The sequence below is a fragment of the Nostoc sp. FACHB-152 genome (assembly GCF_014697475.1).
GTDB lineage: Bacteria > Cyanobacteriota > Cyanobacteriia > Cyanobacteriales > Nostocaceae > Nostoc_B.
Genome location: NZ_JACJRV010000045.1, coordinates 24,044 through 41,320, shown reverse-complemented (window position 1 = coordinate 41,320; position 17,277 = coordinate 24,044). Strand labels below are relative to the sequence as shown.

The window sequence follows — 17,277 nt, the reverse complement described above, 5'->3', positions numbered from 1 at the left end:
GATACCGTTCGCGAAGCGTTTTGTAGAGAAGGCACGCTATCCCATGTAGAATAGCTAGGAAACTATTATGTACAAAGCCCCAGGTGTCTATAAAGAATATATTTTATCAGAGCCGAAGGTTCAACTCTGTACAGGCGTACCAGCATTTTTAGGACTCTGTGAAAATACTGTAATTGACATCGATCAGCCTCAAACTTTAACACATTGGTCTGAGTTCGAGCAGTTATTTGGAGAACCTTTGCCCAATAGTTATTTAGCTTATGCTGTGCGGGGCTTTTTCCAAAATGGAGGTAGCTTGTGCTACGTGGTGCGCCTCAAAGACGCTAATTTAAATGCACTTTCTAAGGGACTAACTGCACTGGAAGGTCTAAATACCATTGATTTGGTATGTGTGCCGGATATTATGGGTGAACCTCCTGAAAAAATTGACCCTGATAGGATACAGGTTATGCAGTCAGCCGTTTTGGAGCATTGCAGTCGTTTAGGCGATCGCTTTGCTATTTTAGACTCCCTACCTAGAGCGAACCTCGAACAAGTTCAGGCACAACGGCAAAGATTAACTGGAAGCCGAGATGCTTTGGGTGCTTTATACTACCCTTGGATTCGCATCGCCGACGGTCACCGAGAGGGCAGTTATTTTATTCCGCCTTGTGGTCATATTGCTGGTGTATATGCCCGTAGTGATGAGCTCATTGGCGTTCACAAGGCACCTGCAAACGAAATATTAGAGGGTGTAATCGACCTAGAAATTGCCCTGACCAATAACCAACAGGATGAACTTAATCCGGAAAATATCAATTGTCTGCGGGCATTTCCTGGACGCGGTATTCGAGTTTGGGGAGCGAGGACACTGAGTTTAGAGCCGGACTGGCTCTACGTCAACGTGCGTAGACTGTTCCTGACAGTTAGGCGATGGTTAGAGATGAATATGGCAGACATGGTATTTGAACCCAACGATACCAGGTTGTGGGCAAATATCGAGCGAGAATTAACCGCTCATTTATATGACCTGTTTCAACAAGGAGCACTGAAGGGTCGTTTAACCACGGAAGCTTTTTACGTCAAATGCAACGAAGAAACTAACCCCCCGGAAAGTAGAGATTTAGGGAACGTAGCAATTGAGATTGCTTTAGCTCCAGTCGTTCCGGGTGAATTCATCATTGTTCGGATTATCCAAAGTGCTAACGGCATCACTATCACAAATTAAAACACAAAATCAGGAGGTTTGATTATGACAACTGGTGTTCGCAAAGATCCATATCGTGCCTATAACTTTTTAGTCGAAATTGATGGCATTACTCGTGCTGGTTTTCGCGAATGTTCGGGGTTGGATTCTGCCCAAGACCCAATCGAATATCGTGAAGGCAACGAGAAATTTCTCACAGTCCGCAAGTTGACTGGTTTGGTAAAATATTCAAATATTTCCCTCAAATATGGGATCACTGATGACCAAGAACTCTGGGAATGGCGAACCAAAGCTGTACAGGGCGCTGTAGAGCGCAAAAACGGCTCGATTGTTCTTTTAGATGACCTGGGACAAGAAAAAATGCGGTGGAATTTTCGCGAAGCTTGGCCCACTAAATGGACTGGTGCTAGCTTCAATGCGACAGCAAACGAAGTAGCAATTGAAACTTTTGAAATTGCTCATGAGGGAGTAGCTAAAGGCTAATGCTACAAACTGAGTTTGCTTTTTCTCTGCCTCGTGGCTATGTGGACTCGGATGGTAATCTCCACCGAGAAGGGGTGATGCGTTTGGCAACTGCCTTCGACGAGATTGCACCCATGAAAGACCCTCGCGTGCAGAACAACCCAAGTTATTTAGTTATTATCCTTTTATCTAGGGTCATTACCCGTTTGGGTTCCGTGGAGCAAATCAATCCGAAAATTGTTGAAGGGCTGTTTGCGACTGACATGGCTTTTCTGCAAGACTTCTACCGTCGTATTAATGAAGATGGCACAGGAAATATTAAGACAGTCTGCCCGAAGTGCGGACATGAGTATGAAGTGGAGGACAACAACCTGGGGGAAGTATAGTTGGCTACCCCTTAGACAAATTGTATGAAGAGGTAGCTTTTATTGCATATCACTTCCCGTGGTCTTATGACGACATTATGCAAATGGAACATCGAGATCGCCAAATTTGGTGTGAGGAAATATCCAAGATCAATCGCAAATTAAATAGTAATGCAGACAATCAATAAAGGTTGTAGTCAAGGAAAAATTCATGGTTGTAGGACAAAGAAACGACCCGTATGCAGCCTTTAACTTTTGGGTTGAAATTAAGGGTCTAGTAGTCGGAGGCTTTTCTGAAGTCTCTGGTTTGCAAGCAGAAACAGAAACAGAAGACTATCATGAAGGCGGCGTGAATAATTTTGTACATCGACTACCAAAGGGGACAAAATTTCCGAATCTGGTTCTCAAACGCGGAATCACCGAGTCGGTTGAGCTTTGGCAGTGGCACCAAAATGTCATTAATGGGGATATTAAGCGACAAAACGGTTCTGTTGTTCTCTTGGACAATACTGGTAGCGAAAAGTGGCGTTGGAATTTCTCTGATGCCTATCCAGTTAAATGGGCTGGTCCTGATTTAAAAGCAGACGGTAACACTGTTGCTCTAGAAACTTTAGAACTTGCTCACAACGGTTTATGGAAAACTTGAATTAATTTATTATGAAATGCATTCAACCATTTATTCCAATAGCAAGGGGGAGATTAGCGAAGCAAATTTTAGATTTAGAATTTCGCAGCTTCGGGTTGGCTAATGATGATTTGTGCAAACATATCGCCGATAAATATAGTAGAACCAAACTGGGAAAGTTTAAGTTTTCGGAATTGACCCTACTCCAAAGAATAAGCAGTGAATGGAGCGTATTTAATACAACCCAGATTTTCAAAAATCAGGTAGTTTCTACGCCACCTTCCCTCACTCAACTAAATTTGAATTTGAACGTACTGTTCTTTTTCGATACAGTAGTTCAAAGATTGCTGTTCGTCGAAAGTAAACTCCAAAATTTACCCTCTAATAAATTTACTGTCTCGACTACTTTGTCAACGAACAGCGCAATTTCTCTTATGAAAACATCGCTATCTCAGGTTTATGAGCTAGCAAAGGTATTTAGTATAGCCCATCGGCAAAATACCACTTCGCAGACGCATCTGCCTAGGGATGTATTTAATAATAGAGTAATCCAAAGATTTGTGCCTGATTCAAGCAAATCTCAAATTTCTCAGTCTGGTGAATGGGGCTTATCGCCAAGTTCTGCAATTCTGATTACCAAAACAAAGATACCAGCTTTGTTTGTATCTCAGACTGAAACTATAACTAACCAGACACATCCGCACAGAAATATATTCTTGAATTCAATTGAGCAAACAATTTTGCTTAGGGAGAGCAAACCGCAACTGCAAAGTTCGCAAGCTGGTAGATTTATTTTCTCGCCAAGTAGTGCAATTTATATTACCAAAATATTCCAATATTGGCTTAATCAGCTATTACAAATTAGACCGAGACAAAAAGATAAACCTGTTCTCTTATTTACGTCCAAAGCTGATGCTGTAGGTTTTGAAATACCTGCTCCAGTTGTGCCAGAAAATATCATCAACCAGGTACATTTGTACAAAGACGTATTCTGGAATTCAATTAATTCAATTGTGAAAAAAAATGTGCCAGTACAAGACAAACTGCAAGATTCGATATTTAGCGGATTGACTTTCTCACAAAATAGCACAATTTTGATTACCAGAACATCCCTATCTCAGTCTTATCAACTAGTAAACATTGGAGCTAGGCAAAAAGAGCAAATTAGTCAACTTAATTTGCCATTCCAAGTAAAATCTGACGTTGTGTCTGATGTTGTAAATTTTGAGACACCTGTAACATTTAGTTTGCAACAACCTGGAAATATTATTTCCCAAAATGAGAATCTACAGTTAGTACAAAAATCTAACTTTGAACCTGAGATTTCTCAAGTAAAAAATCCTGTGTTGCTGACGGAGAATAAAAAACCTCTACTGATTCATTTAGCAAATATGAATCAGATAACATCAATAGTTGAGTCAAGTTCAAATTTAATTCAACGACTACAAACCACCAAAAAACAATCTATCTTGCAGTATAGAAAAGCCGCTAATAATTTTCCTAATTTTCAGGATAATTTGATAGCGTCACATCAGTTTCGCAGGAGAAGATTAAGCAAGCTTGACTCAAATTATGAAAATCTTATTATCCAAAAGCCAGTTGATAATACTGCTGTCAAAAATCAACCCAAGTCGGCATCTTACTCAAATGCAGTTGCAATGGAATTTGTTCAGCCTCAAGCAAATATTGCTTCTACTCAAACAAATCAAAAAAGCAAAGTTGAGCTAAAAAATGACCCAGCAACCCGAAAGCAAAATGACTTGAATATGCCAATTATAGATGTAAACAGTCTTGCAGATAAGGTGTATCAAGTGATTGAGCGAAAAATAAAAATAGAGCGACAAAGAAGAGGAATGCTGTGAGAAAAATTACTAAAAATTAAGGAAATAAAAATGGCTTTAGAAAAAGCTTCAATTAAACCAATAAATGGCAGCCGTTCGGGAGAAACAATCCAAGTATTATTTAATCCCACTGAATATTCACTTGAGACAAGCAATCAATTTCAACGGATAGCAGTGCCGGGAACTTCAACACCCGTTACCCAATTTGTTAGTGGAAATACTCAAACTCTAACAATGGATTTATTTTTTGACTCTTATGAAAAGCGGCAGGATGTCAGATACTACACCAAAAAAATTACATCATTGTTGGATATAGACCCGGCTCTTCATGCTCCGCCAATTTGTGAATTTCATTGGGCATCACTAAATTTTAAAGCAACTATAGAACAAGTAACGCAGAAATTCACCCTATTTTTAGACTCCGGTATTCCAGTAAGAGCAACTCTTAGTGTTACTTTCCAAGAATATAGAACTCTGACCGAGCAGTTGCAAGCTATACGTAAAGAATCGAGTGATCGCACCAAACGAATAACTGTAAAGCAAAGTGATCGCCTCTGGCAAATAGCACATAAAGAATACGAAGATTCGAGTTTATGGCGTTCCATAGCTAATGCCAATCAAATTAGTAACCCCAGAATTCTAGCTATCGGTACAGAGCTTGTTATTCCAATTTTAAAATGACCTTATGGACATTGTTGCATTAGAAGCAAAATACGAAAATTTATACGCTCCTTTTTTTGAAATTATCGTTGATGGCAATGATATTCTCAAACTAGGTCAGGAGAACACAAAGGAAAGTATAGAAGTTTCCAGTGTCACTATTGACAATACATTAGACGGTGCTGATACTTTTTCCTTTACCGTTAATAATGCTTTTGATGCGACTAAGAGAGAACTGCGGTCATTTGTTGAACAAATACTAGTTTTTGATGCAGAAGTTGAGATCAAACTAGGATATGGCAGTCAACGAAAAACTCTGATGTTTGGCATACTTACATCAGTTAAAGTAACTTTTCCCTCCGGTAGCGCTCCCCAGATAGAAGTAGGTGGTTTTGATATTTCTTATCGAATGATGAAGGAAAACAAACCGCGATCGTGGAAAGATACAACTGATAGTGAGGTAGTAAAAATTCTGGCTTCAGAATATGGTCTACAAACTTCTCCTAGTGCTAATACACCTTTTGCTCAGCAAGACAGTATTGAGAAATCGGATGTCAAACATCCTCAAATTATCAAGCAAGAAAAAGAAAATGATTTTGAATTTTTAAAGCGATTAGCTGAAAGGAATTATTATGAATTTTTTGTGTTTGGAAAAGCACTTTTTTTCCGCAAGCCAGCATATAAAACAGAACCAGTTGTGACTTTAGAGTGGGAGAAAAGTCTAGTCAGTTTTTCTCCAGAATTTAATATTGCTGAGCGACTTGTTCAAGTAGATGTAATGGGGCAAAATACTGAGAAAAAAATTAATATTGTCGGCACAGCAAGGATATTAAATGATGAGATTGCAAAAATCTCTATTAAAAAGGCATTTAAAGCTCTAACAGGCCAAAAGGTAACCGAGCAACTTCTACAAGAGCAAGTAAAACAGACTGTATCATCCGAAGATCATGCCAAAAGCCTCGCAAAATCTATTTTATTGAAAAAAAATGAAGAAGTCCTCAAAGGTAGTGGAGAATCAATTGGTATTCCTGATATTTTGGCTGGCACAAATATTAACCTTCAAGGTTTAGGTACAAAATTCAGCCGAACTTATTACATTAGTCAGACAAATCACAGTATTAGTAACTCCGGCTACAAAACAACTTTTAATGTCAAAAAAGTACCCGATGAAAATGAGATAACATTAACATCAACAGCAACACCATTCGGTGGCTCAGAGGGAAGTAAAGCAGATAAAGCAGATAGGTCGAGTGGTGCAAATACTAAAAAGCTAATGTAAGCTTCCCCTTTAAGTTTACATTCTGTTACATAGTTTGTTTTTTTTCCCATCGTTCTACTTATCATGAGTCAATTACATAATCTTTCAATTCAATCTGAAGACCAAAGCAGTGGCGCACTTATCAAAGGTGTCGCCCTTGCCACCGTAACGAATATATCAGAGCTAAGTACTGGAAAAGTAAAAATAAAATTTCAATGGCGAAAAAAATCTGATGGCACAAATGATGAGATATTGGCAAGAATTATTACACCGATTAAAGGTACTCCTCCTCAAATAGAAGTTCATGACGTGGTATTAGTTGCCTTTGAGCAAGATAATTTTGAATATCCTTTTGTAATGGGTTTTATTTATCCAAATCTCAAAGATACAGAAGCATAATCAAATCAAAAAGAGGTACGAAGTCGCTATGGCTAAAGAATTTTTAGGGGTCGGTTGGAAATTTCCAGTTAAAGTAGATATCCCAACTGGAAAAATATCAATGTCCGAATATGACAAAGACATCCAAGAAGCAATTTGGATAATTCTTGCTACTGCAAAAGGCGAAAGAATTATGCAACCTGATTTTGGCTGCGGTATCCATAATCTTGTCTTTGCAACCCTCAGTATGGCAACTATAGGTTCAGTAGAGTTAAATGTACGTGAAGCCTTAACTCGTTGGGAACCCAGAATTGATGTGGATGAGGTTAAAGTTTCAGCGGAGCAAAATAATATTGGCAAACTCTTGATTGATATTAATTATTGCGTTCGCAAGACAAATAATGAGTTCAATTTAGTTTATCCGTTTTATCTCCAAGGTGGATGATTTTAAGTTGGGAGTAAGCACTAAAGTGCTTGATAAAATAAATGAGGTACGAAAATGTCAGCACCACCAAAAATTGGCTCTAAAAATTTTGAAACAATTCTACAAGAAATCCAAAAGCTAGTACCCTTCTATACTTCGGAGTGGATAGTTTCTGAACATCAAGATTCAGGTTCAGCACTGCTCAAAATCTTTGCTCATTTATATACAGGTACACTCCAGCAATTGAACCTGGTACCAGAGAAAAATTTCATCGCTTTCCTCGATATGCTTGGTGTCAAGCTATTACCTGCTGCACAGGCTCGCGTACCTGTGACATTTAAGGTGAGCGATGGTACGATTGCACCTGTTTTGATTCCTGCCAAAACTGAGGTGACTGCTCAAGCCCTAGAAGGAGGTGACTCCATCGTTTTTGAGACGGAAAGGAATATTTTTGCGACTCCAGCCAAGCTAGTTGATGCTTATAGTGTTAACAATAAAAAGGATAGTATTTTCTCCGCACCTCCAAATTTCTTGACAGTAGAAAAACGAACTGCTTTCTTTGCCAGATTAGTTTTGGATGCGCAGCAAAATCAGACAAGCTTATTTTTAGACAATACCTCGGAAATCAATGCAGGGGACATACTCAAAATTGGCGAAGCTAGTATGCTATCGGGTTTTGAGTATGTAGAAGTAGATGAAGTCTCTGAGAAGAAAGTTACCATCAAAAATCGACTTGCTACTAGTTATTACACAGATACTTTAGTTGAAAAAAATATAATTTTTGATTTATCTGTAGGAATCAATAAACAAGAACATATTTTATATTTAGGGCATCAAGATATTTTTAATATTACAGCTAGCGTACGGATAACGCTGGAATTAACGTGTTCACAGATAAATCTTTTAGGTTCTGATTTAATTAAGTGGCAGTACTGCGGAGGATGTAAAGAAAATAAACCATTAGAATGGCGTGACTTTGATGAGTTTAGAGTTGAGTCTAACAATCTGATTTTAGATAAAAATAATGACGATGAAATTCAAGAAATAGAGATTAATGGTATTAAGAGTCGCTGGATTCGCTACATTGTTAATGGGCTGTCGGAGAGCAAATTACCACCAATCAACGATTTACAACAAGTTAAAATAAACAGTATTAAAGTCACAGCTACACCATTAGTAAAAGACGAAACGACTCCATGTCTATCTCCTGACATGGCATTTTATAATGATGTCCCAATTGATATTTCCCAGGATTTTTATCCTTTTGGTAAACAACCTCGGCTATCGGATAGTTTCTATTTTGCTAGTCAAGAAGCTTTTTCTAAGAAGGGTGCACCTCTAACTCTGCAATTTAAAATTATCCAACCAGAAGAAGACTTTAGCACTGAAATAAAAGACCCAATTCTTTCTTGGGAATATTGGCATGGCACAGGCTGGAATATTTTAACATTTGCGGAAGAACCAGATAAAACAATACTCAATTTGACTAAGCAAGATGGAGAAATTGCAGCAATTACTTTTACCTGTCCTGAGGATATCAAACCAACATTAGTTAATGGTCAGCAAAAATACTGGCTGAGAGTACGCTTGGTTAATGGCATTTATGGGAGACAAGTAACTAGTGAAAGCATCAGTGAATATCGGTTTAATCCACCCCATCTTGAAGACTTTAAAATTACCTATGCTCCCTCAGCTAGTCCTTTAGAATATTGTTTACTTCTTAATAATCTGCAATACAAAGATAAAACTGAAGAAAGCCAAAAAGCTCTTCCCTTCGAGCCCTTCCAGGCTCTAAAAGATGAACATCAGTCTCTTTATTTAGGCTTTGATGCACCTCCTTTGAAAGGTCCAATTAGTATTTTCTTTTCTCTGGAAATACAGGCTTATACTGAGACAAACATGCCCCGGATTAATTGGGAATATTATAGACGGGAGAATGGTAGAGGTGAGTGGTCTAGGCTAGAGGTTGGGGATGGAACTAACAACCTGACCCAAAGCGGAACAGTTGAATTTTTCGGGTCGGCTGATTTTGCTCAAACCTTGCGCTTTGGTAAATCACTTTACTGGATTCGGGCTGTTGATATCAATGACAAATTTCAGCCCCAGGAGAAAGGTCTTAAATATACGCAGCTTACAGGCTTTGCTCCTGCTCCTAAAATTAAAGGAATTTATTTAAATACAACATGGGTATCTCAAACAAAGAGAATTCAAAATGAAATTCTTGGTTCCAGCGATGGCAAAGCCGAGCAAATATTCGAGTTGTTCAAATACCCAGCGATTGCAGAAGAAATTTGGGTAAATGAATTGAGTGCCTTATCTGCGGATGAAAGAAAAGAACTGTTAGATAAATTCTCAGTGAATGAAGTCAAAGACGACGCAGGGAATACCAGAGAATTTTGGATCAAATGGGAGCCAAGAAATGATTTGATCGAATCTACATCTAGCGATCGCCATTATGAAATTGACCAGACTTTTGGGGTGATTAAATTTGGTAACGGTGTAGAAGGAGCAGTCCCACCCATAGGAACAAATAATATTAGGGCTAATTATCAATTTGGTGGTGGAGAACAAGGTAATGTTGGTAGTTTTGAAATCACCAGTTTAACAAGTTCGATTGCTTTTGTTGATAGCGTTACGAACCCAGAAGCCGCCCAAGGTGGTTCAGATAGCGAGTTGTTAGAACAAGCTCTCAAACGCGGCCCACAAATGTTGAAACATCGTAACCGCGCCGTCAGCAAAGGAGATTTTGAATGGTTGACTCGTCAAGCTTCTCGCAGCGTTGCGCGTGTCAAGTGCCTGCCCAATTTTAATGACGAAAAAAAGAGCCAACCAGGTTGGGTTACGGTCGTCATTGTCCCTAAAAGCAGCGAAGCAAAACCCCAACCCTCTTTACAACTAAGACAAACAGTTGAGCAATACCTGCGGAACCATACTGCAAATGTTGTTACCTCACCCAAACATCTTCATGTTTGTGGCCCCATTTATATCGAGATTGGCATCCAGACAAGGCTGTTCGCGGCTGAGGTCGATGCAGTACCGTTTGTAGACCAGATGGTAATCCAAAAGCTCAATGCATTTCTGCATCCTTTAGCTGGCGGTTACTCCAATCAAGGTTGGCAATTTGGACGCTTACCTTGCTTGTCTGATTTTTATGGTTTGTTAGGTTCCATCCCTAACTTAGATCGTGTCAGTTACCTATCGATGACTGTTAGAGATACAAACACTAACCGTAGCTGGCAAATCACGCCGGATAGTTCTGTAGAAATCAATATAGTTCCCTATGCATTAGTTTGCAGTGGCAAACACATAATTGATGTCAAAGCCGACATTAATTCCGAAGTTACGGTTGGTTAATAGACAGTTAGGAAGCAGCAACAATGGCATTACCTTTACCACAACTAGATGACAAAACTTTTGTCCAATTGATGGAAGATGCGCGGAAATTAATTCCTCGTTATGCCCCCGACTGGACAGATTATAATACCCACGACCCTGGTATTACTTTCATCGAGCTTTTGGCTTGGCTGACTGAACTTCAGCGTTATTATTTGGATCAAGTTAGAGATGAAAATATTATCAAGTTCCTGAAACTTGTTGGCACACGACTGAAAGATGTTACCTCAGCGACTACTGATGTCAAATTTTCGTTTGTTGATAAACAGGAAATTGCACCTATTAGGGTTCCCCAAGGGACAAAACTAACTACTAACGAGCAGATAATATTTGAGACTGATGCTCCCTTGCTTATAATTCCAGACAGTTTAGAAAAGGTGATTAGTTCTTTTAAATTAGGACGGAAAGACAATATAAAAGCTATTGAGCAACAGGGACTTTCATTTTTTGCCTTTGGTGAAAAGGCGGAAGCTGGGAGTTGCCTGTATTTTGGTTTCAAATTATATATATTTGATTGGGATAAAGTTCCTGGAACCGAAGGTGACACACATAGCGAAAGACTTAAGCAGTTTTTAGACCTATATCTTGGATTTAGTTGGGTTAAAAATATAGATCATGAAGCTATTTATAAAAGTGATGATGGGAAAATTATTATTACTGATGGCAATAAATGTCTAACATTGGAACTTGATGAAGTGAACAATCTGGTCAAACTTACCTTCGATGAAAATATTACGGATCAGATTTATTTTATTGTCGTCAAAAAAGACAACTCTACCCGTATATACGGTCAACCATTTCCCGTCAATCAATCCATCTCTTTAACCTTTAACCTCTTTGAAGATTACCCTATTAAGCGAGGTAAATATGGAGAAAAACCTGTAAAAATTATTCCTTCAGCTAATCTTGCTTGGGAATATTGTGGTAGCGATCGCCTGTGGAAACAACTAGATATCGCTCGTGACGAAACGCTGAATTTATCCCAGAGTGGTCGGATGTGGTTTATAGCGCCAATGGATATGTATGTACGTAATATATTTCCTTTCCCAGAACAACTTTTCTGGCTGCGAGTAACTGTTCAAAATGCTGGATATGAACTACCTCCTAAAATAAACAATATTTTATTAAATGCTATTGCAGTTACTCAAAAACATAGCATCAGCGAATTTAAAACCTATTCAAGTAATTATCAACGTGCTCAATCATTTCCAGTTTCATATTTAATGCTAACTGGCGACAGCATCATTCAAGTTAAACAATTTCCTTTAACCCTATCCTTATTATTCTTTAACTCTCGCTTAGAAATTTTAGACCCAATTTTTTGGCTGGCTGTTGTCTTATCTCATAAATTTGAAGTGCAGTATGGATACTGGAAAGATTGGCAGAATTATAGGCTACAAAAAAACCAAGAACAAGGAACAGTAACGGTTACTTTTCGCGGTAGAGTCCCATCAAAAGGTACAAACAATATCAGACTTGTTTCTTATCTAGACGAATTTGAGGAAAAGCGGTTTCTCGGTGGTAGCAATGGAATGCCAGGTCAAACTTTCTCTCTCAAGCAGTTTTTCGTAGTTCCCGAAAGCTTTAAAATTCAAGTTAAAGAGCAAATTCAAGAAGATTACTTCTGGCGGGATTGGATTCGAGTTGATGATTTTGATGCTTCCAAGCCAGAAGACCCACATTATGTCTTAGATACGGAGAAGGGTGAAATTTATTTTGGTGACGGTATTAATGGCGATATTCCCCAGGTTTTAGATTTTGAAGACAAGCAAAGTATCTGTGTAGTTTCTTGTCAAACCAGCAGTGGAGAAAAAGGTAATGTTGAAGCGAATACAATTAATCAATTAGTGGATGCAGAATCTATATATCCTACAAAATTAATAGTAGAAAACCAAGGAGTCGCCTCTGGGGGTGCGCCACTAGAAACATTAGAAAAAGCGAAACTACGTGCCAGAAAAGACTTGAAGCAAATAGAACGAACTGTTACTTCTGAAGATTTCGAGTTATTGGCTCTTTCCACCCCTGGACTTCGTGTTGCTAGAGCTAAAGCGATTGCACCAACCGCAGCGTCAGCAAAAAATTTGGTCAAAGTAGTGGTTGTACCTTACAGTGAAACCCTTGTACCTGCTTCCCCAAGCTCAGGATTTCTGCAAAATGTTCGCCAACATTTAGAACCACACAGGTTGATTACTACCAAATTAGAAGTCATTCCCCCCTGCTATGTTGAAGTCAAAGTGAAGGCTTTATTACGGATTCGCTCTGGATTTGACCCTGATGAGGTTTGCAACCAAGTAAATAAGTCCCTGATTGAGAGATTTTTACACCCCTTAAATGGAGGCTCGGAAGGTAGAGGCTGGCAGTTTGGACGAACAGTCTATGAATCGGAAGTTTATAAAGCAATTGAAGATTTTACATCAGGGGTGGATTCTGTAAAAAGCTTAGTTTTATCTATTCCAAATGCAGATCAAGATGCGGAGGCATATCTCGACCAATACGGAAATATTCATATTTCTACAAATAGTTTGATTTACTCAACTAAACACGAAATCTCTTATTAAGAAGAAAAATTTATAAATTAAGACAATGATATGAACCAGAAAGAATTTAAATTTTTAGTTTTGAATACAAAAGCTGATTGGCAAAAATGCCAGCCGGAAAATTTGCACATTTCTGATGAGGGATTGCAACTAAAACCTGGTTATCAATTCGTATTTGAAAGCCAGATTTTTGACAAACAATTTTTTGGACAATTGGAAGCTGTTGATTTGGGGGTTGATGATTTTTCCCAACTGTATTTGCTGAATACAAAAGAGCGACGAATTTGGCTTTTTGATTCAGAGCAAAAATACTTAGAACCAGTTGCATATCTGGATGCTTTACTTGGTAAGCCTACAAACATTGCCTTTAGTAAATCGACTATTTACGTAGCAGATGAATCTGAAGTTATAGAGCAAGTTGCAGGAGATACAATTCAATCTCGTATCTATGCCTTTTCCCGATTTAACTGGCAAATTAGATGGGTTGTGACGCTTCCAGAAAATGTGAAGGTTGTCGATTTGGCGGCGCATACAACAGACGGGACAGTATATGCGCTTTTAGATTGTGGCGAACAGGTTGTTGCTAAATATGCTCCATCAGGACAACGAATAGAAACAACAAGATTTACCAGAGATAATAATGATACTGTACATCCAACTGCGATCGCCTTGGGTAGCAATGGCACTGTTTATGTTCTTTATAGTAGAAAAAATAATGAAAAAAATAATGAAAAGGTAGTGAGGTTTGATAGCAACGGTATTAGTACATGGATTATTTTTCGCCAATTGCGCGAACAAGTATTGGTTCCAGAAGAAATTGAACCTTCAGGACTAGCAGTTGACAGCCAGGGAAATGTATACATTGGTGATAAGCGAAGTCTGAAAGAGGGTGAAGAGGAAGACAGATTCATTTTTCGCTGTCCCCCATCTGGAGGAACTGTGGAACCAGTTTTAGCTTATCGCGGTGCTGTACACAAAATGATTTGCGTCGGCGATCGCCTGTTTATCTTCAATTCTGAGAAACAAACAGTCAACGTTTTGCGGCGAGAACAGCAATTTTTACGCCAGAAGCGACAAGAATTACCGACAGGTTCTTTTACAAGAGTTTTTGATAGTACTATGCCTGGTCAACAGTGGCATAAACTGATTTTAGAGCGGGAGATTCCCCAAAACACGCAAATAAAAGTTTATTATTCAATTACAGATAGTAAGTGGCAGCCAGGAGCATACTTTGAACCTTTGATTAATCCTGGGGATGCTCTCATTCGCGGCGATCGAGAAAATCCCAGTCCCCGAGGGCGATATCTGCATTTAAAAGTAGAATTCATTGGCACCGAACATAAAACGCCAATACTTAAAAATCTTCGTGTAGTTTTCCCGAGACTGTCATATTTACGTTATTTACCAGCTGTTTATCAGGAGGATGAAACAAGCCGCGATTTTCTTGAACGTTTTCTCTCGTTATTTGAAACCTTCTTAGGAAACTTAGAAGGGCAGATAGACCATATTGTCCGCTACTTTGATGCAGATGTTGTAGGTGAGGAATTCTTACCTTGGCTATCTACCTGGCTGGCGATCGCTACTGATGACAATTGGACGCAAGAGCAACTACGCAACTTGATTAGGAAAGCACCGCAACTATATAAGCAGCGCGGGACAAGGGAAGGAATTGCCGCGACAGTCGAGTTATTTACAGGCGATCGCCCTTTAATAATTGAGTATTTTCAACTAGAAGAGAGTAACCAAAATAACCAAGTAAATGCAATCCTGAAAAAGGAATACTTTGAGGACAACGAGCTTTTTCGTTTTTGGGTTTTGCTCAGTCCTTTCCAAGTTAATAACGAAATAGAACTACAAACTATTCAACGTCTGGTTGAAGCAGATACACCAGCTTATACAGAAGCTCGGATAAAGCTATTGCAACCCTGGATTTCTTTGGATAAAGAGTCATATTTAGGATTTAACAGTTGTGTATTTGAACCTAGTTTACAGTTGGATATGGGAGGAGCTATTTCCCAGGAAAATATTTTAACCGATATTGAAGAATTCGGACAACTAGAAAGACGTTCGAGAATAGGTTTAGACACCAAATTAAACTAATTATAATTCAAGCATACTAGGACATAAGGGGTTGATAATTTATGGCAAATAATGGATTGGCAGGCACAGAATTCTCATTGAATTATTTTGAACGTAATAGTTATTTTTATGGCAAATTACTAACTGTACGTGATTTTGAAATAGAACAAAAATATGGAATTGAAAAAAGCCATCTCCTCAATCGTCTCGTTCGGGGTAAGGGTATAGTTTGCGGCTTGGGAGTCAATGAAAAAATCAGTATTGAAAAAGATAATCAGCAAGATAAACTTTTCCTGAGAATTCAAATATCTCAAGGCGTAGCTTTAGATTCTTTGGGACAAGAAATTATTGTTCCCCAAAATATATCTGAAACATTGGAATTTAACACTAGAGGTAAAAACTACATTTACATCCAATATAAGGAGCAGCAGACAGAACGTGTATCTCAGGTAGAAAATGGTTATGCGAGGGTTAAAGAAACTTACACAATTTTTGCTAGTTCAGAAGTGCCATCTGCACAGATTAAAGGCAAAATTTATGTAGAAACTGATACAGATTCGGAATCTATTTTGGGAGTCAAAGTCGAAGCTGTAGATCAAAAAAATCAAATCGTCAAAGCAGTTACCTATACTGATATATCAGGTAATTATACACTTCTAGTCCCCAATGGAACTTATCAGGTAAAAGCTTCAGTAAATGGCTTTGAAACCCAATTTTCAGGAGCAATCACTGTTTCTCTAGATAAGCAAAGCGAATCAATCAAAACTATAGAAGATTTAATACTGATTCCTGACTCATCGGAAACCCCATCATTTCTTATTCAGGAATTAGTTCAAAATTACTATAACGATTACTTAAATACTTATTCTGGATACAATCAAGATAATAAAATATTGCTAGCTGTCGTAAATATTCCGACAGATAACGCTCCACCAACACTTGATAAACAAGAAACTGTAAAGTATCGCCAAATTGTTTACAGTAATCCTATGCTGTATGACCTACTGAGTAAAATTAGTACTACAGTTCCCGCACCAGCAGATACAGTAAGCAGTATTCAACAAACTTTAATTCCGGGAATCTCTCCACAATTTGCTCGCGCAGATCATGCCCATAGCTTAGAGGATGATGTTGTCACAGCTAGCAAAATAAATGCCAAAACATTCACTTCCTCAGATAACAGTATTAGTATTGCCAAAACTCAGGATAAACAATCATTTGATTTAAAAGTTGCTTCTTCAGTAAAACTTCCCGTTCCCGGAGAGACGGCAACCAGTATCCAACAAGCATCAAATCCTGGAAGTTCCACAGAATTTGCTCGTGCAGACCATGTTCATAATTTGCTAATTAATGACAGAGGTCCTGATGCTAGTGGAAAGTTTATCTTCACCCCTGGAGATAATATCAACCTCGTTCCCGGACAAAAGCCCAACGAATTAGTAATTTCAGCTACAGGGGATAGTGCATCAACATCTAGCGCAATATTTACAGGCATACAGGAACTCGAATTTGAAACAGATGAAGCTTTGCCAAAGGGCAGTTTAGTACCTATGAGCGTAACAGTGGAGGGTTTAAAAGAAGGACAACCTTTTTCTGTCATGCTTGCTCCCATATTACCAGCAGATATTCCGCCAATTACCCGTCCAAATTTAGGAAAAAAGGAGGGACTACACTTTATCTTTGGTTCTAATATCCAACTACCACGTATGTATGTAGCTTACGTACCACTACCCTACAACAAAACCTTTGAAATTCATGGTTTTGATGCTAACCTTTGCAACAACAACAAAGAGCAAAAAGTTAAAGTTGTTTATTGGGTAATTACTGGTTCTCAAGAGATAAATGCACCATCAAATTCCACCAACAATCAAATTTTAGAATTAATTAGGAGTAATGCTGAGGGAATAACAATTACGGGTTTAATGCGAGAATTGGGAGTAGCACGGTCTGAATTGGAACCCGTACTTACACAACTGGTTGATGCAGGTGAAATCCAGCGTGGCAATGGTAATAGATACCGCATCTCAGAGACATAAAGATGAGATATCAAAACAGAAAACCACTCCGCA

The 17,277-nt window shown here is 38.6% G+C and carries 14 protein-coding genes; all 14 read left to right on the top strand.

Annotated elements, in window-relative coordinates; all coding sequences use genetic code 11:
* Positions 1 to 67 precede the first annotated feature (67 nt).
* Positions 68 to 1,207: a phage tail sheath subtilisin-like domain-containing protein gene (locus H6G76_RS23545; RefSeq protein WP_190706348.1), complete on the top strand. Its 1,140-nt coding sequence runs from the start codon at positions 68 to 70 to the stop codon at positions 1,205 to 1,207.
* 24 nt (positions 1,208 to 1,231) lie between these two features.
* Positions 1,232 to 1,669: a phage tail protein gene (locus H6G76_RS23540; RefSeq protein ID WP_190706346.1), complete on the top strand. Its 438-nt coding sequence runs from the start codon at positions 1,232 to 1,234 to the stop codon at positions 1,667 to 1,669.
* The gene (locus H6G76_RS23535) at positions 1,669 to 2,034 is read left to right on the top strand and encodes a phage tail assembly protein (RefSeq protein ID WP_190706343.1); all 366 of its coding nucleotides are present in this window, start codon (positions 1,669 to 1,671) and stop codon (positions 2,032 to 2,034) included. The genes H6G76_RS23540 and H6G76_RS23535 overlap by 1 nt, the downstream gene beginning before the upstream one ends.
* 20 nt (positions 2,035 to 2,054) lie before the next feature.
* Complete coding sequence (locus H6G76_RS38115; RefSeq protein ID WP_313934821.1) at positions 2,055 to 2,201, top strand: DUF6760 family protein; 147 nt, start codon at positions 2,055 to 2,057, stop codon at positions 2,199 to 2,201.
* Positions 2,202 to 2,224: 23 nt separating this feature from the next.
* A complete protein-coding gene (locus H6G76_RS23530) occupies positions 2,225 to 2,659 on the top strand; it encodes a phage tail protein (protein ID WP_190706339.1) in 435 nt (144 codons plus the stop codon).
* A gap of 413 nt (positions 2,660 to 3,072) precedes the next feature.
* Positions 3,073 to 4,500 (top strand): hypothetical protein, encoded by a 1,428-nt coding sequence (locus H6G76_RS23525; protein WP_190706336.1) that lies wholly within the window; start codon positions 3,073 to 3,075, stop codon positions 4,498 to 4,500.
* A gap of 30 nt (positions 4,501 to 4,530) precedes the next feature.
* Complete coding sequence (locus H6G76_RS23520; RefSeq protein WP_190706332.1) at positions 4,531 to 5,160, top strand: LysM peptidoglycan-binding domain-containing protein; 630 nt, start codon at positions 4,531 to 4,533, stop codon at positions 5,158 to 5,160.
* Between the two features lie 4 nt (positions 5,161 to 5,164).
* Positions 5,165 to 6,418 (top strand): phage late control D family protein, encoded by a 1,254-nt coding sequence (locus H6G76_RS23515; RefSeq protein ID WP_190706329.1) that lies wholly within the window; start codon positions 5,165 to 5,167, stop codon positions 6,416 to 6,418.
* A gap of 63 nt (positions 6,419 to 6,481) precedes the next feature.
* Positions 6,482 to 6,796 (top strand): phage baseplate assembly protein V, encoded by a 315-nt coding sequence (locus tag H6G76_RS23510; protein WP_190706326.1) that lies wholly within the window; start codon positions 6,482 to 6,484, stop codon positions 6,794 to 6,796.
* A 28-nt stretch (positions 6,797 to 6,824) separates the two neighbouring features.
* The gene (locus H6G76_RS23505; RefSeq protein ID WP_190706323.1) at positions 6,825 to 7,220 is read left to right on the top strand and encodes a GPW/gp25 family protein; all 396 of its coding nucleotides are present in this window, start codon (positions 6,825 to 6,827) and stop codon (positions 7,218 to 7,220) included.
* Between the two features lie 54 nt (positions 7,221 to 7,274).
* Positions 7,275 to 10,553, top strand: a complete 3,279-nt coding sequence (locus H6G76_RS23500; protein ID WP_190706320.1) for a putative baseplate assembly protein — start codon at positions 7,275 to 7,277, stop codon at positions 10,551 to 10,553.
* Between the two features lie 23 nt (positions 10,554 to 10,576).
* Entirely contained in the window at positions 10,577 to 13,150 is a 2,574-nt protein-coding gene (locus tag H6G76_RS23495; protein WP_190706317.1) for a putative baseplate assembly protein, read from the top strand.
* 30 nt (positions 13,151 to 13,180) lie between these two features.
* Positions 13,181 to 15,229 (top strand): phage tail protein, encoded by a 2,049-nt coding sequence (locus H6G76_RS23490; protein ID WP_190706314.1) that lies wholly within the window; start codon positions 13,181 to 13,183, stop codon positions 15,227 to 15,229.
* A 41-nt stretch (positions 15,230 to 15,270) separates the two neighbouring features.
* The gene (locus H6G76_RS23485) at positions 15,271 to 17,244 is read left to right on the top strand and encodes a carboxypeptidase-like regulatory domain-containing protein (RefSeq protein WP_190706311.1); all 1,974 of its coding nucleotides are present in this window, start codon (positions 15,271 to 15,273) and stop codon (positions 17,242 to 17,244) included.
* The last annotated feature ends 33 nt before the right edge of the window (positions 17,245 to 17,277 follow it).